19 protein-coding genes are annotated in these 18,673 nt (G+C 51.7%); 12 read left to right on the top strand and 7 right to left on the bottom strand.

The genetic code is table 11. The features are described 5' to 3' along the window. Positions 1 to 72: 72 nt before the first annotated feature. A complete protein-coding gene (locus ACFSB2_RS18650) occupies positions 73 to 1,458 on the bottom strand; it encodes a dipeptidase (protein ID WP_377944601.1) in 1,386 nt (461 codons plus the stop codon). Positions 1,459 to 1,715: 257 nt separating this feature from the next. Here ACFSB2_RS18650 and ACFSB2_RS18645 point away from each other — a divergent pair, with 257 nt between their 5' ends. From ACFSB2_RS18645 to ACFSB2_RS18635, 3 genes are all read left to right on the top strand, one after another. Beyond that, positions 1,716 to 2,582, top strand: coding sequence for a serine O-acetyltransferase (locus tag ACFSB2_RS18645; protein WP_377944600.1), 867 nt, complete (start codon positions 1,716 to 1,718; stop codon positions 2,580 to 2,582). Positions 2,583 to 2,922: 340 nt separating this feature from the next. After that, complete coding sequence (locus tag ACFSB2_RS18640; protein WP_377944599.1) at positions 2,923 to 4,599, top strand: spore germination protein; 1,677 nt, start codon at positions 2,923 to 2,925, stop codon at positions 4,597 to 4,599. Between the two features lie 67 nt (positions 4,600 to 4,666). Then, positions 4,667 to 5,860, top strand: coding sequence for a GerAB/ArcD/ProY family transporter (locus ACFSB2_RS18635; RefSeq protein WP_377944598.1), 1,194 nt, complete (start codon positions 4,667 to 4,669; stop codon positions 5,858 to 5,860). A gap of 58 nt (positions 5,861 to 5,918) precedes the next feature. On the opposite strand, the gene ACFSB2_RS18630 is transcribed toward ACFSB2_RS18635, so the two are convergent. Next, complete coding sequence (locus ACFSB2_RS18630) at positions 5,919 to 6,140, bottom strand: CLC_0170 family protein (protein WP_377944597.1); 222 nt, start codon at positions 6,138 to 6,140, stop codon at positions 5,919 to 5,921. A gap of 69 nt (positions 6,141 to 6,209) precedes the next feature. On the opposite strand from ACFSB2_RS18630, the gene ACFSB2_RS18625 reads away from it, so the two are divergent. The 4 genes from ACFSB2_RS18625 to ACFSB2_RS18610 all read left to right on the top strand — a co-directional run bounded on the left by ACFSB2_RS18625 (position 6,210) and on the right by ACFSB2_RS18610 (position 8,910). Further along, positions 6,210 to 7,061, top strand: coding sequence for an alpha/beta fold hydrolase (locus tag ACFSB2_RS18625; protein WP_377944596.1), 852 nt, complete (start codon positions 6,210 to 6,212; stop codon positions 7,059 to 7,061). Between the two features lie 41 nt (positions 7,062 to 7,102). After that, complete coding sequence (locus ACFSB2_RS18620; protein ID WP_377944595.1) at positions 7,103 to 7,366, top strand: GIY-YIG nuclease family protein; 264 nt, start codon at positions 7,103 to 7,105, stop codon at positions 7,364 to 7,366. A gap of 116 nt (positions 7,367 to 7,482) precedes the next feature. Next, the gene (locus ACFSB2_RS18615) at positions 7,483 to 7,938 is read left to right on the top strand and encodes an NfeD family protein (protein ID WP_377944594.1); all 456 of its coding nucleotides are present in this window, start codon (positions 7,483 to 7,485) and stop codon (positions 7,936 to 7,938) included. 45 nt (positions 7,939 to 7,983) lie between these two features. Beyond that, positions 7,984 to 8,910, top strand: a complete 927-nt coding sequence (locus ACFSB2_RS18610) for an SPFH domain-containing protein (protein WP_377944593.1) — start codon at positions 7,984 to 7,986, stop codon at positions 8,908 to 8,910. A 55-nt stretch (positions 8,911 to 8,965) separates the two neighbouring features. On the opposite strand, the gene ileS is transcribed toward ACFSB2_RS18610, so the two are convergent. The 3 genes from ileS to ACFSB2_RS18595 form a co-directional block, all read right to left on the bottom strand. After that, positions 8,966 to 12,088, bottom strand: coding sequence for an isoleucine--tRNA ligase (gene ileS / locus ACFSB2_RS18605; RefSeq protein ID WP_377944592.1), 3,123 nt, complete (start codon positions 12,086 to 12,088; stop codon positions 8,966 to 8,968). A gap of 430 nt (positions 12,089 to 12,518) precedes the next feature. Further along, on the bottom strand, positions 12,519 to 13,577 hold the full coding sequence (locus ACFSB2_RS18600) for a Gfo/Idh/MocA family protein (RefSeq protein WP_377944591.1): 1,059 nt from the start codon (positions 13,575 to 13,577) through the stop codon (positions 12,519 to 12,521). A gap of 6 nt (positions 13,578 to 13,583) precedes the next feature. After that, a complete protein-coding gene (locus tag ACFSB2_RS18595) occupies positions 13,584 to 14,675 on the bottom strand; it encodes an FG-GAP repeat domain-containing protein (protein ID WP_377944590.1) in 1,092 nt (363 codons plus the stop codon). A 57-nt stretch (positions 14,676 to 14,732) separates the two neighbouring features. On the opposite strand from ACFSB2_RS18595, the gene ACFSB2_RS18590 reads away from it, so the two are divergent. Further along, positions 14,733 to 15,608: a helix-turn-helix domain-containing protein gene (locus tag ACFSB2_RS18590; RefSeq protein ID WP_377944589.1), complete on the top strand. Its 876-nt coding sequence runs from the start codon at positions 14,733 to 14,735 to the stop codon at positions 15,606 to 15,608. A 147-nt stretch (positions 15,609 to 15,755) separates the two neighbouring features. Next, positions 15,756 to 16,442: a 7-cyano-7-deazaguanine synthase QueC gene (gene queC, locus ACFSB2_RS18585; protein ID WP_377944588.1), complete on the top strand. Its 687-nt coding sequence runs from the start codon at positions 15,756 to 15,758 to the stop codon at positions 16,440 to 16,442. Positions 16,443 to 16,541: 99 nt separating this feature from the next. Here queC and ACFSB2_RS18580 read toward each other — a convergent pair whose 3' ends face one another. Further along, on the bottom strand, positions 16,542 to 16,952 hold the full coding sequence (locus ACFSB2_RS18580; RefSeq protein WP_377944587.1) for a helix-turn-helix domain-containing protein: 411 nt from the start codon (positions 16,950 to 16,952) through the stop codon (positions 16,542 to 16,544). After that, positions 16,936 to 17,355 carry a globin domain-containing protein gene (locus ACFSB2_RS18575; RefSeq protein WP_377944586.1) on the bottom strand — a complete coding sequence of 140 codons (420 nt, stop codon included), beginning with the start codon at positions 17,353 to 17,355 and terminating at the stop codon, positions 16,936 to 16,938. The genes ACFSB2_RS18580 and ACFSB2_RS18575 overlap by 17 nt, the downstream gene beginning before the upstream one ends. A 79-nt stretch (positions 17,356 to 17,434) precedes the next feature. Here ACFSB2_RS18575 and ACFSB2_RS18570 point away from each other — a divergent pair, with 79 nt between their 5' ends. From ACFSB2_RS18570 to ACFSB2_RS18560, 3 genes are read left to right on the top strand one after another with little or no spacing between them, the layout of a single operon-like run. Then, positions 17,435 to 17,605, top strand: a complete 171-nt coding sequence (locus ACFSB2_RS18570) for a hypothetical protein (RefSeq protein WP_377944585.1) — start codon at positions 17,435 to 17,437, stop codon at positions 17,603 to 17,605. After that, positions 17,602 to 17,979: a YlbF/YmcA family competence regulator gene (locus tag ACFSB2_RS18565; protein WP_377944584.1), complete on the top strand. Its 378-nt coding sequence runs from the start codon at positions 17,602 to 17,604 to the stop codon at positions 17,977 to 17,979. The genes ACFSB2_RS18570 and ACFSB2_RS18565 overlap by 4 nt, the downstream gene beginning before the upstream one ends. Then, positions 17,976 to 18,659: a metal-dependent hydrolase gene (locus ACFSB2_RS18560; RefSeq protein WP_377944583.1), complete on the top strand. Its 684-nt coding sequence runs from the start codon at positions 17,976 to 17,978 to the stop codon at positions 18,657 to 18,659. Before ACFSB2_RS18565 ends, ACFSB2_RS18560 begins: the two co-directional genes overlap by 4 nt. Positions 18,660 to 18,673: the final 14 nt, after the last annotated feature.

The following is an 18,673-nucleotide window of genomic DNA, read 5'->3' as shown; positions in this document are numbered from 1 at the left end:
AGACGAATGGACCGGACCCGCGAAGGAGCCAGGGCAGCGGATTCGGTCCAATTGTTTGTCGTCAGTCATGGTTTACAGCGATTGGGGAGATAAGGCGTCGGGCAGGTGTTTGTAGTAGTAGCACAGCGTCCGCAAACCTTTGTCGAAGTTGACCAAAGAAAAATGTTCGTTTGGCGCGTGGAAATTTTCATCGTTCAAGCCAAAGCCCATCAGTACGACAGGGATGTGGAATAACTGTGAGAATGTCTCAACCACCGGAATGGATCCCCCCATGCGCGTGAAGGCTGCTTTTACACCATAGGCATGCGTATACGCATTGGCCGCCAGTTGAATCGCAGGGTGATCATAAGGCGCGAGATAAGGGTGACCGCTGTCCATCGGTGTGAACGTCACTTTTGCGCCAGTTGGCGTGTGCGCTTCCACGTGCGCTTTTATCTTGTTCAGAATATCCTCTGGATTTTGATTGGGCACCAGACGACAGGTGATTTTGGCATGCGCTTCATTGGGAATGACCGTTTTTGTCCCTTCCCCTTGAAAACCGCCGTAAATGCCGTTGATCTCTAATGTCGGCCGCGTCCACAAGCGTTCCAATGTGCTGTAGCCAGGCTCCCCATGAAGGGCGGTCAATGCTAAGGACGCCTGGTATGCTTTATCGTCGTGTTGCAGTTCGGCGTACGCTTTGCGCTCTTCTGCGCTCAACCCTTCAATGTTGTCGTAAAATCCGTCGACGGTGATGGTGCCGTCCTTGCTGTGGAGCGTATCGAGCAGTTCGACCAACGCATGTATGGCGTTCGGTACTGCACCGCCATACAGTCCTGAATGAAGGTCGCTGTTGGCTGTGCGCACGTCAATCTGGCAAGCCGCGAGACCGCGCAGTCCGTAACAGATGGAAGGTTGGTCTGGCCCCAGCATAGTGGTATCTGATATTAGAACCAAATCGGCGGCAAAGCGTGTTTTGTGTTGTTCCAGGAAGGCGGAGAGATGTGCTGATCCAACTTCTTCTTCACCTTCGATACAAAATTTGATATTCAAGGGCAGATGGCCATCGATGCGCAAAATGGCCTCCAGCGCCTTGATGTGCATGAAAGTCGGTCCCTTGTCGTCACTGGCTCCGCGCGCGTAAATTTGATTGTCGCGGATCTGCGGCTCAAAAGGAGGGGTCTCCCACAGATGAAGTGGATCAGCCGGCTGGACGTCGTAGTGGCCATAGACCAATACGGTCGGTTTGCCTGGCGCATGCAGCCAATCGGCATAGACCACTGGATGGCCGCCAGTCTCCATCACTTCAGCGTGCTCAAATCCAGCGGTCGTCAGTGCATTTTGCACGAACAAGGCTGCACGCCGCACATCCGATTTATGCTCAGACAAAGCGCTCACGCTCGGGATGGATAACCACTCAATCAACTGTTCTAGGTGTTGTGCCCGACGTTCTTCAAGATGGCGTTCAAGTGCTTTCATGCGTTGAGGATGCTCCCTTCCAAATCATAGCGTGGATGACTCATATTGAGCATACCCTAAAGTCCATTCAGACGAAACTGTGATTCAAAGTGATGGGCGCGTCAGGTTCTCCGACCGGCGAACATCGATTTGTTTTGGGAAAAACGTCGTAGTGGGGCGGTTAATTCCGATTTTTATTGTAGGTTTGCAGAGTTTTGTCCAGTGGCAATGCGATGTATACTGGTTTGAGATGTGAAAAGGGAGCGGGGGAAAAAAGCATGAACAGCCGTGAAATTGCAATGCATTTAGCGCAAAACAGCAGTCGAATGTTTAAAGGCCGCACTTGCCATCCCGAGTCAGAGGCAATTCGTGAAATTGTTCTTTTAGTCCGATCATCCCTGTTATCAAATTATTTCGAACCCAAGTCCGATATGACGATTGAAACAACGATAGAACGGCTGTACCAAATTCTATCGGAACAGATACATCGCGCAAATTATCAAGAGTGCATGAACAAGGGCGGCACCGCTGAAACACATCGCCTCGTTCGAGCAAAGGCGCAGGCGTTTGTTGAACAATTGCCCATTTTGCAGGATATGTTATATGAGGATATAGTCGAAACCTTTAATAGTGACCCAGCGGCGACTGGCTGTGATGAAATCATTTTGACTTATCCAGGTGTTTTAGCGCTAGGCATTTATCGGTCGGCCAATATGCTCTTAAAGTTAGAAGTTCCATTGCTGCCGAGGATGATGACTGAATATGCGCATCGTCTCACGGGGATTGATTTGCATCCTGGCGCCACCATTGGCCGCGGCGTGATGATAGATCACGGAACTGGCATTGTCGTAGGCGAAACGGCAGTCGTCGGCAATCACGTCAAAATATATCAAGGTGTGACCCTGGGCGCGCTGTACTTCCCGAAGGATGAACATGGCACAATGATACGCCAGGTGAAGCGCCATCCAACAGTGGAGGATTATGTTGTACTGTATGCCAACTCGACTGTGCTAGGTGGAGATACCGTCATTGGTCATCACAGCGTCATTGGCAGCAATGCCTGGGTGACAAGCTCAGTGCCGCCGTATTCAAAGGTCACATATGAGTCGGAGAGCATCATCCGCACACGTGACGCGCGCAGTTGACGCAATGTTTGAGATGGCGTTGACCTATCAATCCAGCAAACAGAGACGCGAAATTCTTTAAAAATATCGTATAAAGTCATGGCAAACTGCTCGGTTTTATGATATTCTATGACTAACCCTTTACCCCTGATATGGCCACCTTTACAGGTGTGCCTTTTTTTTGCCCATTTTTGATTGCGATCTCGCCCCTAAATGTGTCCCTGCTTCTTTTATCCTATGCTGGCGATGGCGAAGTGAATATACGAGCAACGCCAAGATGGCCATTTTATGCAGAACAGGCATAATGAACTGCAAACAGGGAATCATAACCATACATAATTCCAGACTTGGGTGGATGGCTATGAATATCCTCGGAAAGCTGAAGTATCGTAAAACACGTCGCTATGTGGATCGCTACGGAAAGCAAACTGCATCTCGTTCTTACATTCCATCAGAACGCTTAGATCAAAGTTCTTTCACGAAAGATTTGGTGCACAATCTCGGTATTTTTGAAAATATATTAGGCGGGAACACCGACTTTCTCATTCGCAGATTTCAAATCCATCTTGGCAAACAGAAGATCGAGTGTGGTCTCGTTTACATCGACGGAACAACTTCAAAGTCGGAATTGAACAATATTCTCCACGCTTTGATGTTGGATATGGACATGGTCACAGTCGGAAAAGGAGGGAAACCACATGATATCGTGATCTCCAAATGTCTGCCCTACGCCGATGTGGACATCAAAGACACCCCTTTGGAGGCGTCGAATTGGCTGTTGTCCGGGAACTCCCTGATATTTTTGCAGGGTTGGGATCAGGCAATTGCCTTGAGCACGCAGTCATTTAAGGAACGCGCTGTGGCGCAGCCGGAGACGGAGCAGGTGATCCAGGGGTCCCGCGAGGGATTTATCGAATCGATAGGAACCAATATATCGCTGTTGAGAAAACGGATGAGATCCAGCAACCTGCGTGTGGAATTGATGCAAAAAGGTCGGCAGACTGCGACGGATATTGTCTATTGCTACATTGAGGGGATTGCCAGTCAAAAAATCGTGGAAGAGGTCAAACGACGGTTGGATGGTGTGGATACTGATGCGATCTACGGTGCGGGTTATCTCGAACAGTTTATTGAGGATAGCCATTATTCGCCATTTCCCCAGATACAAAATACGGAGCGACCTGACAAAGCGGTCGCAGCTATGCTCGAAGGCCGTGTCGTGATTCTGGTGGATGGCACGCCATTTGCCTTGATTGTGCCTGCAGTGTTCACGCAGTTTTACCAGACGACAGAAGATTACGACATGCGCTTTTTGATGGCGAGCATGATTCGATTGATTCGCGTGGTTGCCTTGGTTTTTTCGTTGGTGTTTCCGTCCATCTACGTTTCCTTGATTTCATTTAACCCGGAAATGATTCCAACAAAATTTGCGGTTGCTGTGGCCGGTGGCCGAGCGGGTGTTCCGTTTCCGGCCATTGCGGAAATTTTTAGTCTGGAACTGATTATGGAGATTCTTCGTGAAGCCACCATCCGCCTGCCGCAACAAATTGGTGGGGCCTTGTCCATTGTCGGTGTGCTGGTCATCGGCCAAGCCGCTGTGCAGGCAGGGTTCGTCAGTCCCATCACCGTTGTCATCGTCGCTATGACAACCATAGGCTCGTTTGCGACGCCAGCCTATAACGCGGCTGTGGCGCTTCGCATGCTGCGCTTTCCGTTGATGATCTTTGCGGGGATGTTTGGGATGTACGGCGTCATGATTGGGCTGATTCTCATTGCAAATCACTTAAGTTCACTTGAATCTTTTGGTGTGCCGTATTTGAGCCCGGTTGTGCCCAGTGATGCTGGGGGAATGAAGGATTCCGTTGTGCGCATGCCGTCATGGACGATGAAGAAACGACCAAAGCAATTGCAGACAAACAACCCCACGCGAATTGAAGGGAACATGAATGCAAGTGAAGAAAAGGGCAGACCGTTGTCTTTTGCAAGCAATCAGAGTGGACGGAAAGTCGTGAGGAAACGGAGCAGGGTGAAACATTAGCCTAAAAAAATGAAATCGGTATTTTGGTACCGCGCTATCCGCGATGCCCTGGTTGGCGGGCATCTTCATGGTTCCGTTGGTGTGGGCGCATCGCGTATGGCAGTCTAAGGAGAATTTAATGGATAAGCCAAAGTCGGTCACATTCCTGCAGTTGACCTTTAGTATTGGAACGACCATTATTGGTGTGGGCATCCTGGCCTTTCCGCGGATTGCTGTGGATTACGTGAACACAGGCGCGCCTTTTTCCGCACTGTTTGCGGTATTGCTGATGATGTGCGGTGGTCTTGTATTGACATATCTGGGGAATCAGTACCCGGAATACACGCTGTTCGAGTATTCGGATAGACTGGTTGGCAAGTGGCTCACAAAGTTTTTCTTGGTTTTGATTGGTGTTTACTTTCTTGAACTTACCGCATTGACCGCGCGTGAGTTTGGTGAAGTTGTTGTGACATCTGTCTTGCAACGAACCCCCATTTCCGTCACCATATTTATGATGGTGATGATGGCCGCGATTGCTTGTCGCAATGACGTCGCGGTGTTTACGAGAATACAGACGTTGTACATGCCGCTTGTGTATTTCCCGGCTCTGGTCATCGTCATTTTGAGCCTCAAGAGCGGTCAGGTCGTTAATATTAAACCAGTGCTTGCGTTTTTCTACGGGCAGTCAGTTGATCATGTGTTCAAGTCGGTGCTCGTGGTCGCGGCGCTGTTTCAAAACTATTTGATTGTCGGTTTGCTTATCCCATTTATGTATCGACCAAACAGGGCATTCAAGGGGATTATGATAGGTATGTCAACTGCGGGTGCTCTGTATCTTATCCTCATCTATTCAACGATGTCTGTGTTCGGTATAGAAGAAATGAAGAATCTGTTGTGGCCAACACTGGAATTGGCAAAAACCGCAGCGTTGCCTTCCTTCTTTTTAGAGCGACTGGATCCTATTTTCCTGGCGGTTTGGGTGACTGCTGTATTTACCTCAATCTTTGCGGCTTATTACATCGCTGTCCAGGCATTCAGCCATCTGCTGATGCTGAACAACCATCGCCCACTAAGCATCATCGCTTTGCCGATTATTATGATCATGGCCAAGCAGCCATCTAATATTGTGGTTTTGTATCAAATTGTGGCGGAGGTCGGTATGTTTGGATTGCTGTTGACGCTGGGGTACCCAACGTTGTTGTTGGCCGTCCATTGGATTAAAAGTGGGTTCAGACCTAAAGATGCTAGCATACGTCGGAGGCATTCGTACAAACGCGTGTAAACATGCGTTTGTACGTCTTTTTCCGCAATGGGCGTTTTCTTTCTTTTTTAGAAGAATTTTAATAAATCCACATGAGAATTTGATAGAGGATGAGGACGATGGCCCCGCCAATGACAAATGTATAGGCCGTGGATTTCACCAATGTGGCTTCTCGCGCGCTGTCCGGTTTGTCCCTGAAAGCCTTGTAGTCGATAAAATAGGAAACCAGACCGGTCAACAGAAACATCAGCATGTTGATGCGAGTATGGCTGAAGACGAGTAGTTGGAACGCCATATCCATCCCGAAGTCCTCCTTATATTTTGAAACGAACACGAGGTTAATATCACCAATTCTGTGCGCGGATATGCTGTGGCAGTACAACTGCGCTGGCCGCTGGACAGATTTTTCAAAGGGGAATGGATTGTGCCATACGCGGATTCAAATCAGGCAGATATTTATTATGAGGTCATGGGGGAAGGCGAACCGCTCATTTTGATAATGGGCCTTGGCGGCAATCTGGATTGGTGGGGAAGCGGGTTTCGCAAGCGACTGGCCCAGCGCCGTCAGGTCATCGCCTGCGACAATCGGGCGGCGGGACGTACGAAATCAGAGAAGATGGACTTCAGTATGGAGGATATGGCCGAAGATGTCATCGCGCTGATGGATCATCTTCAATGTGCGGACGCAGATGTGTTCGGGATGTCCATGGGCGGGATGATAGCTCAGGAGATGGCGCTTCGCCATCCAGAACGTGTGCGCCGCTTGATACTCGGCTGTACGAGCTGCGGCGGAAAGGAACAAATACGGCCGACAGAAGCAGCAAGCCGCTTGCTGACGATGCGGCCAAGCAATTTGGAAGAGGCGATCATGCATCAATTGCAACTGCTTTTTCCGCCAGACTATATCGCAAAGAACCAGGTTTTGCTCAAAGCACTGTCCGCTGTGTTGGGGCGCCAACCCATGACACACAAAGATTTCATGCGTCAGTATCAAGCCATCGAACGCTGGCAAGGGACGTTTCAACGACTGCCTAGTTTGTCACAGCCCACACTGATCTTGCACGGTGAGGAGGATATTTTGTTGCCCGTGGGCAACAGCACGATTCTGGCGGATCGACTGCCAAATGCCAAGCGCATGATTTATCCCGGCTGCGGGCATGGCTTTGTCGTACAGATGACGGCACAAGTGTTTCAAGCGTTGGAGGATTTCCTCATCATTTGATAAGCATCGCTTAGGTTGCACATTAAGAAGGAGTTTCGCCCGTGTTCTATGTGTATGTCGTCCGTTGCTGCGATGGCACTTTTTATACCGGTTATACGAATGATGTAAACCACCGTCTCACGATGCACAATGCGGGGCGTGGTGCAAAATACACAAAGGGAAGGACGCCGGTAGAGCTTTGTCATGTCGAGGTATATGACACCAAAGGGGAGGCGCTGCGGCGTGAATACGAGATCAAACAGTATTCGCGCAAAAGGAAACTTCTATTGTTTCAAGAGAATGCATTAGATAGCAATAATGCGTGACAAGGCAATTATAAAAGCGCGGAGCGTGCAGACGGTTATTTTTGGGATAGACGCTAAGCATCCGTTGGAATATTCTTAAAGCACAGCGTAAGGCCATGTTGCTTGGAGGTGAGTACATGAGTTGGATGGCCTGGATGTGGCTTGGTGTGACGTTGGCTTGCATCGTCGTCGAAATGGTGACCAGCGGGATCTTTTTCATCTTATTCGCAGTCGGTGCGTTATTGGCCTTTTTGTATTCCCTCTTTGCCGGAATTCTGGTGGTTCAAGTCATCATTTTTGCCGTGGTTACCATGCTCTGTCTCCTTTTTTTGCGGCCGTTGGTCAGGCGATGGCTGAAATTAGGAAAGTATGGCACCGCTCAGGGTCGGCCTGATTACATTGATCAAAATATCGGTCGTGAGGGCATCGTCGTGCGGGAGATTACAAGTGCGGTCAAGGGGCAAGTCAAAATTGGCTCGGAAGTGTGGACAGCTTGCGGCGTCGATACGCAGTCCATTGCCAATGGCGAACGCGTTCGCGTCATTCGGATTGAGGGTGTGACTGCTGTGGTGGAACCGCTCTCTTCTTCTTGAGGCACAGCAAGGCGTCCGATTATTTTTCAGACAGGAGGCGCTATTTTGACCCCACTTTATGTCATTTTAGCCATCATCATTTTGTTGGTCATTATCTTAGTCGTGACAAGCATTAAAATTGTCAATCAGAACGAAGTTTTCATGATTGAACGCTTGGGGAAATTTCACAAGAAGGCACAGTCCGGGTTGAATGTCATCGTACCGTTCATGGATAGGGTGGTCAATCGCATCGATTTGCGCACACAGGTGGTTGATTCCCCGCCGCAATCGGTGATTACGAAGGACAACGTCAGCATCTCGATTGACGCCATCGTCTATTTTCGCGTGACGGATCCATACAACGCCACATATCAAATTGCGAACGTGTTTCAGGCATTGGAGTATCTGACCGCGACCAACTTGCGCGATGTCATTGGCAGCCTGGATTTGGATGAAACGCTGTCTTCGCGCGAACAAATCAACACGCGGTTGCGCATCTCGCTGGATGAAGCGACAGATCCTTGGGGCGTCAAAGTGGAACGTGTAGAAGTCAAGAACATTCATCCGCCTGAAGATATCCGCGAGGCGATGGAAAAACAAATGCGCGCCGAACGCGAAAAGCGGGCGGCCATATTGACCGCCGAGGGGGATAAACAGGCGGCCATCACGGAAGCGGAAGGGCGGAAACGAGCCGTTATCCTGGAAGCGGAAGCCGTGAAGGAGGCCAATATTCGCCGCGCAGAAGGTGAAGCAGAAGCGATTCGTCAGATTGCCCAGGCAGAAGCGAACAAGATTCAAATGGTGTTCGATGCAATACGCAATGTGAATCTGGATGAGCGGATGCTCGCGCTAAAGGGGATTGAGGCGTTTGAGCATTTGGCAGACAGCGACAACAAGGTGTTTGTGCCATACGAGGCCTCAGCGGTGATGGGGGCGCTCGGCAGTATACAGGCGCTGCTCGGCAACGACAAAAACACGGGCGCGAAAAAGTAAAAAAGTAAGCAAAAAAGCAGGGCGCCTAGGCCCTGCTTTTTGGCGTGATGCTGCGTTATCTGCCAACAGCCAACGTCAGTTTTTTGCCGTTGACGTCCCAATCCTTGGTCAAGTCCGCATCTGCCATCGGTTCGTCTGCCAATTCCCGGATCAGCACCGTTCCAGCAATTTGCGTCTCATGCCGCCGCAAGATGTCCAAGACCTCGGCGTCGCCTGCCGCGTAGAAGCGCACGCGGTGTGTCACCCCATAGTCGACCTCCTTGCGCATCATCTGCATCTTCGAGATCAACTCGCGCACAAATCCCTCTTCCACAAGCTCTGGAGTCAGCTCTGTGTTCAACCCGACAAAGCCCTGCCTATCCACGGAAATCATGCCTTCGAAGTTGGCGGCATAGCGCACTTCCGCGTGTTCTGTCGTCAGTGTCTCGCCTTCGATCACGACGCTGCCCTCAGCGCGAAACCGTTCGATGGTCGCAGTGTCGGCCGCCTTGGCCGCCTGGTTGAGCACAGGTGTCTTCTTGCCAAACGATTTACCGACGGTGGCCAGATTTAAGTACAGCTCCGGCTTGGCAACTTCATCAAGCGCCGCAAAGATCACCTGCTTGATGTTCAGTTCTTCTTTCAGGATGTCGGCGAACTTGCTCAATGTCGCTTCATCGTCTGCCGACACATATAGTTTCGAGAGCGGTTGCCGGGTCTTGATTTTGCTCTCATTGCGCAAATGGCGACCGCTTTCGACGACGCGCAAGACGACGGACATCTCCTGAATCAGCGTTTCGTCAATCAAACTCGTGTCCGCTTGCGGGAAGTCGCAGAGGTGGACGCTCAATGGCACATCCGTTTTGTCCCCGCCGCGCACGACGTTTTGGTACAGCTCTTCTGCGATAAACGGCGTGATGGGCGCAGCCAACAAAGCGACGGTCTTCAGCGCTTCGCACAAAGTAAGATAAGCTGCCCCCTTGTCGTCTTCCATCCCGGGCGCCCAGAATCTATCCCGATTGCGCCGCACATACCAGGTGGACAACTCATCGACGAACGATTGCAAGGCGCGGGACGCCGTCGTTGCGTCGTATTTGTCCAAATGCGTATCCACCGTCTGAATCGTCTGGTGCAGCCGAGCGACCAACCAGCGGTCCATCAACGGGCGTGCTTGGACGGGAATGAACTTGGCAGTCGGATCAAAGCCGTCCAGTTCCGCGTACAGCGCGTAAAAGGCGTGGATGTTCTGCAATAAATCGATAAACTTCCCTTTGCTCTCGGCCACGGCCTTGTGGTAGAACAGCTGCGAGTTCCAAGGCTGTGTGTTTGAAACAAAGTAGAAGCGCAGCGCGTCGGCGCCATGTTGATCGAATGCTTCAAGCGGATCGATGACATTGCCTTTCGACTTGGACATCTTTTTCCCTTTTTCGTCGAGCACGTGCCCCAGCACGAGCACGTTCTTGTACGGCGCTTGCCCGGTCACCAGCGTGGAAATCGCCAGCAGGCTGTAGAACCAGCCGCGCGTCTGATCAATGGCTTCGCAGATGAAATCCGCGGGGTACAGCCGCTTGAACGCCTCCTGGTTTTCAAACGGATAGTGCAATTGGGCAAACGGCATGCTGCCTGAGTCAAACCAGACGTCGATCACTTCTGGCACCCGTTCCATGCTGCCGCCGCAGGCGCAGGCATATGTGAGTTCGTCGATGTACGGTTTGTGCAACTCCTGCGGCAAACGCCCCGCTTTGGCTTGCAACTCCGCTTTGGAACCGATGCATTCGGTTTTTGCGCATGATGTACAGCGCCAAATCGGCAGCGGTGTGCCCCAATAGCGGCTGCGCGACAGGTTCCAGTCGATGAGGCCTTCCAAAAAGTTGCCCATGCGGCCATCGCGCACGTGTTCCGGCAGCCAATTGACGCCTTGGGAGTTGGCAATCAGTTGCGCTTGTTCAGCGGTTGTGCGAATGAACCAACTGTCGATGGCGTAGTAAATCAACGGTGTGTCACAGCGCCAGCAGTGCGGGTACGCGTGCTCGAGCTTGTATTTGTCGTAAAGCACTCCGCGGTGCGCGAGGTCTTTGACGATATCGACATTCAATGCTTCATCTTTCACGAAGCGACCGGCAAAATCGCGTACCTCTGCGGTGAAGCAGCCTGTGTAATCGACAAAATTGACGAAGACGATGTCGTTGTTGCGGCATGCCCGATAGTCGTCCTCACCGTGCGCTGGCGCCATGTGGACGATGCCTGTACCAGATGCGTCTGTGACGTGGCCTGACGCAATAACGACATGTTTCTTGCCCTCGACCGTGACATAGGGGAAGACCGGTGTATACGGGGTGCCGACCAATGCAGAGCCTTGTTCGGTTGCGACGATCTCGTCGCCTTCTTGCATGTACTTGTCTTTCAAGCCGTCGGCCACCCAGACGTTTTGTTGGTTTTCCTTCTGGTGAATCAGCACGTAGGTCAAATCCTCGTGCACCGCCAAGGCCAGGTTGCTTGGCAGCGTCCACGGCGTGGTCGTCCATGCCAAGAAATAGGTCGGCGTGTCGTTGACATCTTGAACGCGGAATTTCGCCGTCACGGAAAGGTCTTTGACGTCTGCGTAGCCCTGCGCCACCTCATGGCTGGACAGGGTGGTTTCACAGTGCGGGCAGTACGGGCTGACACGATGCCCCTGATAAAGCAGGTCTTTGTCAAAGATGGTTTTGAGCAGATGCCAGACCGATTCGATATAATCATCTGTCAACGTCATATACGGATGATCCAAATCCGTCCAATACCCCAACCGTTCTGTCAAATCGCGCCAAACCGCTTCATATTTGAAGACACTTTCTTTACATGCTTGCACGAATTTCTCGATGCCGAATTCCTGAATCTGTTTTTTGCCGCTGATGCCATATTTCTTTTCGATCTCGATTTCAACTGGCAAGCCATGCGTATCCCAGCCGGCTTTCCGCGCGACGTGATAGCCTTTCATGGTCTTGTAGCGGGGGTACAGGTCTTTGAACACCCGCGTCAAGACGTGTCCTGGGTGGGGGAGGCCATTGGCGGTCGGCGGTCCTTCGTAAAAGACGTAGTCCGGTTGTCCTTCCCTTATCTGTTCGCTTTTGTGGAAGACATCATGTTCCTGCCAGAAGGACAACACACGCTCTTCGCGCAGTTTTGCGGCTTCTTTTGCATCGACTTTGTGTAGTGCCAAAGCGGTTCACTCCTTCGTTTCAGTCTGTGGGTAGGGGCGTCTGATGGCAAAATAAAAACACCCGTCCACGAAGGGACGAGTGTTGAACTCGCTGTACCACCCAACTTGACGACATCAAGACACAGAAGGTCTGGGTCGTCGTCCTATCAGCCGAATGCGCATAACGTTTCACGCGTTGATGAACGTGACGCAACATTCGCTTCTCTATAACGGGAGAAACCCGATGCTGCTTACTCGGCCCACGGCTTTTCTGCAGATGCCTCAAAGGGGATATTCACCGTCAGTCGCATGCATGGGCTTCCACCAGTTCCCACTCGCTGTGCCAAGATCCTGCGGTTACTCGGCCTTATCACAGGCGATATCGTTGTAAAATGATGTTTATGATAGCACGTGCGCCTGTGTGTATGCAATGGGGGCGGATATCCACAGCTTACAGTTGGCTGACCATGCGGATATAATCGCTGGCAATTTTCAGATCTTCAACTGCCTCACGGGCGACACAAGGGGCGCTTTGTTCACCGCGCACCGCCGCCAAAAAATTCATGGCCTGTTGGCGCATCGCATGGCGATTGGGCATGGATGGCCGCGTGGTGATCGGCACACCTTTGCCATTGTCGCGGAAAATGGTCACTTGACCGGCTTGCTGATAGGCCAGCGGCGCAGGGAGATCCACTTTGATAAAGCCGCGCTCAAAACTCACCAATACCGATTCATGCCAGTCGATGCTGGATTGGTAAGGCGCCATCTCGAGAGTGACACAGACGCCGCTGTCACTTTCACCGACGAGAAGAACTTGCGACTTTTCGCCATAGGTCACGCGATAGGGCTCTTGCAGGAAAAACCGAATGAGATTGACTTGATGGATGTAGTAGTTGACGAATGCGTCGTACCGTTTGCCCCACACTTCGTCAAACATGGCGGGCAGGGCCTCCAACTCTTCGATTTCCGGGTAGGGTTCGCTCGAGAGAACTGGTGTGTCGGCGGCTTTGGTCCACTCGCCTGGCGGCGTGGTGATGCGAATATAGCGCAGCCGCCCACATTCGCCAGATGCTTTCCATTCGTCCACAACGGTTTTGGCGTATTCTGTCGCTGGGTCGGAGCGTTTGTGATAGCCGACCATGTGAAGGGTGTTCATTTCTTCGCCCAATGTTGCGAGGCGTTCTCCTTCGGCGACGGTGAGGCAAATCGGTTTTTCCGTCATCAAGGGAACTTTGGCGCGTAAAATGTCTGGCACGATGAACGGATAGCGCCGATATGGCTGTGCCGCTACAACGGCGTCAAGTTCTTGGGTGGCAAGCAGTTCAAGATGATCCTTGTAGACATTGGAGACACCGTAGCGCTCTGCGACCAATCGCGCCATTTCGGGGCGCGGTTCGGCCAATGCAACGAGTTCACACTGACCTTGTCGCGCCAATTCCGCGTAGTTGACGAGATGTGCTCGCTGGCCCATATATCCGACACCGATAAATCCTAGTTTTAATTTACGCATATCGTTTCACTCCTTGGCCAAACCGTGATTTTCAAATAGGTAGAGACCGTCTTTGCCTGGTGCGACAATGTCTGGGTAGCCGTTGCCAGTGATATCTTCGACCCAGAAGTAGATGCCTGCGCCAGACGCCTGATGCGCCGGTCCGTAATCAATGACGTGTTTTTCGAATTGGCCGCCGTTGATTTTGAAGTAATAGAGACCAATCGGGTCATCGGCGCCAGGGTCATTGCCGTTGTGCGCGCGCCAGCGCTTGCCGGTGATCAGTTCTGGTTGGCCGTCGAGATCGATATCCACCAGCCATAAATCGTGATATTGCGAGGCGGTCGCATCGATTTCGTGTTTGGTCCAGATTCGTTTTCCTTGCGCGTCTCGCCCTTGTTCCCACCAGTCGAGGCCGTAGTTGTGCGCTTGGCCGACAATGAGGTCGCAGAGGCCGTCGCCATTCACGTCATAACCGAGAATTGGGACACTGGCCAGCCCGAAGGAGAATTCTGGATGGAACGTCCACGCGTCGGTAAATGGGTTTTCAGGGTGCTCTAGCCACCCGTCGGCGAGCACGATGTCGATTCGGCCATTGCCGGTGATGTCCGCGAAGCCCAGACCGTGCCCACTCGGGCCTTTGGAAATTTCATATTTGGCAAAGCGACCTGTCCCGCGCCCCTGTTCGTCGCAGATCAGTTTGTAGATGCGCTGAGGGCCGCCCGGCGTGTTGGGAAAGATCTCTGGCACACCGCAACCGTCGATATCCAAGTAGCGAATGGTTTCAATGCTGCCGATGACATCAATGTCGAAAACGGCCCATTCGTCGCCTGAACGCCCAGGGTTCTTGCGCCAGCGGAGCGTTTCGCCCCACCAAGCGCCAGTGATGATGTCACTGTAGCCATCACCGTCCACGTCGAGTGGATAGTCGGAAAAGTCATCGTAGTATTCAGTGATAGCACGCACATCGCAGATCTTGTGCTTCACCCGAAAATCTGGTCCCTCGTACCAATATTCTCCGCTGATGATGTCTTTGTGGCCATCGTTGTTGACATCGAATACGGCGCAGGCTTCGTAGGGAACATCGTCGATTTTGCGTTTGTGAAAGCTGACGTTCATTTTGAATACCTCCTTTTCCGCCTGACCCCTTGTTTGGGGGAAGGGGATTGCATATAATTGCAGGCAAATTGGACTTGGCAGTTCGAAGTGGACGGATTTCGCAAAAAGCGATTAAAGCAGGTGAAACCCATGCGCGTAACCTTCGAAGACATTCAGATTGAAGTGGATAATTCGTTCGGGTACATCGACCCGAATCCACGTTGGTCCATTGCGCCGCATAGCCACGATTATTTCGAGATACACGTCTGTACGCGGGGACGTGGCATCAACCAACTGGCGAACGGGAAAACGCTCGCATTTCAACCCGATGTCGTCTACCTCGCTCCACCTGGCGAAGTGCATGCTCAGTGGGTGGATGAACAGGCGCCAATGGAACTGTACTTCATGTCATTCCAGCTGAGTGGCATCAATCTGTCGACCATGCGGCACGTGTACTGCAAGATCCCTGCGCTCGGCAGACAGACGGCGAGTATTTACCAAATGGAGAGATCACCATCCGCCAATGAGCGGTTTTTGGCCAGCCTGAAAGCGGTTGAGCTGATTTGGCATGTCATTTCTACGGTTCGCGATCAACGTAATGCGCAATATGACGGCACGGATAACACCAAGTCAGACATTGTCGATGAGGCGCTGGCGTATATTCGCAATCGCTTTTTGGAAAATCCATCTGTGGCGCAGATTGCTGCAGCCTGTCATGTCAGTCCGCGCCATTTGGCCCGTGTGTTCCAGATGACACTCGGCGTGTCCGTGCATCAAGTGCTTGAACAGGAGCGCTTTAATTGGGCGACGGCGCAGTTGCAGCATGCGTCCGTCACTGTCCAAGCGTTGAGTGAGCGGATGAACTTCTCTTCGCCGGCGTATTTTGGACAATGGTTTAAACGTCATGCTCAGCAAAGCCCGACGACATTTCGGCACACACTTTCGACGCTGTAGCCAGTGTACGCCCTGTTCACTTCTGTGAATAAGTCAAAATTGGGTCATGAACTCGTGTTTTTGCGACATGTTTCGCCAAAGTGCTTTTTGGACTGAATCGTGTACAATAGCTGACGTGGATGTTGAAAAATGGAGTGGAGATAAGAGATGGAAAAGGCAGTTGTCATTTTAAGCGGCGGGCTGGACAGCACAACATGTATGGGATTGGCGCAGGCTGCCGGATACGAGGTATACCCCCTGACGTTTGATTACGGGCAACGGCATGATATCGAATTGGCATGCGCACGCAAAGTTGCAGCACATTACAAGGTGAAAAGCCATCCAGTCGTGAAACTGGATTTTCTGCGTCAAATCGGCGGCAGCGCGTTGACTGACGAGAACATCGACGTTCCTCATTCGGGTGTAGCCACAGATGAAATTCCCATCACGTATGTACCTGGGCGCAACCTGTTGTTCTTGTCCATGGCTGCGTCGTATGCGGAAGTGATTGGCGCAACGGCCATCTACATCGGCGTAAATGCCCTGGATTACAGTGGTTATCCCGATTGTCGGCCGGAATTTATCGAGCAGGTGCAAAAGACGCTGGCAGTCGGGACGAAGGCAGGCGTTGAAGGCGAGCCCATTCGCATTGAGACACCGCTGTTGCACTGGACCAAGGCAGAAATCATCCAACAGGGGATGGCCATTGATGTGCCGTACGAATTGACTACCAGTTGCTATGAGGGCAAAGCGGAAGCTTGTGGCGAATGCGACAGCTGTCGGCTTCGTTTGAAAGGTTTTGCCGAGGCGGGTTACCAGGATCCAATTCCGTATCGCAATTTATCCTCATCGTGATAGCCGGATTGCCCCACGCATCGCGTTTCGCGGATGGCGACCACACAACGCGTCGTGCAGGTACGTCACCAAATGGCCTGTCGTCGGTGATTTCGCCGCTTAGGCTTGGAAGACCTTGATGAGGCGCCAAGCCTTTTCGATTTGTTTACGTTGTTGTTCATCTGCACTCATGTAGTCCTGCAAAAATGTTTGGCAGTCCGTGTGCATGCGCATGAACAGAATAAAACGGGCTTCTTCGCGCGACAGGGTCAAAGTCGTCCAACCGTTGTCCGCTTTTTTCGTATTTTGTTCGGCTGAATGATTGGGCTCTTCATCATTGAGCATGAGCGACGTTGGCGTGACATCCAGCGCTGTAGCAAGTTGTTTCAGAACCGCTTCGTCGGGTTGGCGCCGATTTGTTTCGTACATGGCGATGGTGCTGGTGGATACACCAACATGTCCCGCCAGTTTGGCTTGGGTCAACCCGCGTTCTTTGCGCAGTTGGGCAATGCGTTCACCGGTTGTCAGCATCGTTGCTCACCTCGATTGATTCATCATCTGTATTGACCATGTGGAACGCCGTCATCGTCAGACGTTGTAACATGGCTTCCCGGGCGGGAACTGGCAATTGCACTTCTTCCATCGCCTCTCGCATGCAAGCGAGCCACGCCCGCGCGTGCGCGGGTGTGATGGGAAAGTGAAGATGGCGCATGCGCAACATCGGTTGCCCTCGGTGTTCTGTATATAAGCGTGGTCCGCCAAACAGCTGTGACAAAAACCAGAATTGGCGTAAGCGCACTTCGTCGAATGACGGTGGAAAGAGCGGACGCAGCAGTGTATCGCGCGCTACGCGCGCATAAAAAGCATCCACGAGTCGCGCGATGGTGGTTTCACCGCCGATGGCTTCGTAAACAGTCTGTGGTTTGTCCGGCATGAAAATCCCTCCTCATCTTGAAACACAAAGAGAACGACCCGTTTACAGCATAGCTGATTTTCAGAGTGGATGTCAGCTGTTGAAGAAAAACGTCGTGATCGACAGAATGATGCCGAATTTGGACGGGAAAATGGTCAAGCGTTATACTGGGTGTGTATATCCGGAGGAGCAAGATGCGGCTTTTGCCGCTTTTCGGACATGGGGAAGCAGTACATGTATCCATTTGTTTTTAAGGAGGGGCATGGATTGAATCTACATGATAAAGCACACGAACTGGTGCGAAACATCCGCGAATCGGACGCCTACATGCGGGCAAAGAACGCCAAGCAGGCGATTGAACAAACGCCGTCCACGCTTGAGATGGTACAGGATTTTAAGCGCCGTCAATTGCAACTGCAGGCGAAACAGATGATGGGGCAGACCGTCACCGAAACGGATTTGAGCCAGCTCCAGCAACAGAGTGAAGTGATTTCACTCAATCAGGATGCCCGAACATTTTTACAGGCAGACAGGGAGTTACAGGTATTGATGATGGACATTCAGAAAATATTGACTGATGTCATGGATGAGGTCAGTTTGTTTTCATTGGAACAAATGTATGAGGAAATGGGGCGTTCCCAATGAAGGTTACATACCATGGACAATCCTGCTTTATCATCGAAAATGAAGCGCATCGCATCATTGTCGATCCGTTCCTGAGCGGCAACCCTAATGCATGTATCACACCGGATGACGTCGATGTTTCTCATGTGCTTTTGACACATGGGCATGCGGATCACGTGCTCGACGCCGAGGCCATCGCTCGCCGATGTGACGCGGTCATCATCGCGCCGAATGAGCTTGCGAACTACTACGGGGACAAGGGATTGAATATACATCCGATGCACCTTGGCGGCAAGCACGATTTTCCGTTTGGTCGCGTCAAATTGACTTTGGCGTTTCACGGTTCCGGCATCGAGACGGAAAATGGGTTCATTTATGTAGGGCCGCCTTGCGGATTTCTCATCACAATGGGCGGCAAGACGCTTTATCACGCCGGAGACACTGGTCTGTTTGGCGATATGAAAATCATTGGACAGTTGAATGACATTGATGTGGCGCTGCTGCCCATCGGCGACAATTTCACGATGGGTCCTGAAGACGCCTTGTTGGCGGCGGAATGGGTGCGGGCGAAGCATGCCATTCCCATGCATTACAACACGTTCCCCTTGATTGCCCAAGACGGGGTTCAGTTCGCGAGCGATTTGAAGGCGAAGGGCATTGACGGCATCGCGCTCAAAGTGGGCGAAAGCGCCGAGTTCTAAGACGTATGCGGCAA

Origin of the sequence: Alicyclobacillus fodiniaquatilis, assembly GCF_042678105.1 — a bacterium.
In the GTDB taxonomy this organism is placed as follows: Bacteria; Bacillota; Bacilli; order Alicyclobacillales; family Alicyclobacillaceae; genus Alicyclobacillus; species Alicyclobacillus fodiniaquatilis.
Note: the sequence above shows the minus strand (reverse complement) of the source record. Positions and strands in the feature narration are given on the sequence as shown.

Excerpts from the sequence above, each read along its gene's own strand:
- ACFSB2_RS18580 (WP_377944587.1), bottom strand. The coding sequence starts at position 16,952 with ATGCTGACAACCGGTGAACGCATTGCCCAACTGCGCAAAGAACGCGGG.
- ACFSB2_RS18630 (WP_377944597.1), bottom strand. The coding sequence starts at position 6,140 with ATGGATATGGCGTTCCAACTACTCGTCTTCAGCCATACTCGCATCAAC.
- ACFSB2_RS18560 (WP_377944583.1), top strand. The coding sequence starts at position 17,976 with ATGAAGGTTACATACCATGGACAATCCTGCTTTATCATCGAAAATGAA.
- ACFSB2_RS18640 (WP_377944599.1), top strand. The coding sequence starts at position 2,923 with ATGAATATCCTCGGAAAGCTGAAGTATCGTAAAACACGTCGCTATGTG.
- ACFSB2_RS18575 (WP_377944586.1), bottom strand. The coding sequence starts at position 17,355 with ATGCCGGACAAACCACAGACTGTTTACGAAGCCATCGGCGGTGAAACC.
- ACFSB2_RS18595 (WP_377944590.1), bottom strand. The coding sequence starts at position 14,675 with ATGAACGTCAGCTTTCACAAACGCAAAATCGACGATGTTCCCTACGAA.
- ACFSB2_RS18645 (WP_377944600.1), top strand. The coding sequence starts at position 1,716 with ATGAACAGCCGTGAAATTGCAATGCATTTAGCGCAAAACAGCAGTCGA.
- ACFSB2_RS18600 (WP_377944591.1), bottom strand. The coding sequence starts at position 13,577 with ATGCGTAAATTAAAACTAGGATTTATCGGTGTCGGATATATGGGCCAG.
- ACFSB2_RS18650 (WP_377944601.1), bottom strand. The coding sequence starts at position 1,458 with ATGAAAGCACTTGAACGCCATCTTGAAGAACGTCGGGCACAACACCTA.
- ACFSB2_RS18635 (WP_377944598.1), top strand. The coding sequence starts at position 4,667 with ATGGTTCCGTTGGTGTGGGCGCATCGCGTATGGCAGTCTAAGGAGAAT.
- queC (WP_377944588.1), top strand. The coding sequence starts at position 15,756 with ATGGAAAAGGCAGTTGTCATTTTAAGCGGCGGGCTGGACAGCACAACA.
- ACFSB2_RS18615 (WP_377944594.1), top strand. The coding sequence starts at position 7,483 with ATGAGTTGGATGGCCTGGATGTGGCTTGGTGTGACGTTGGCTTGCATC.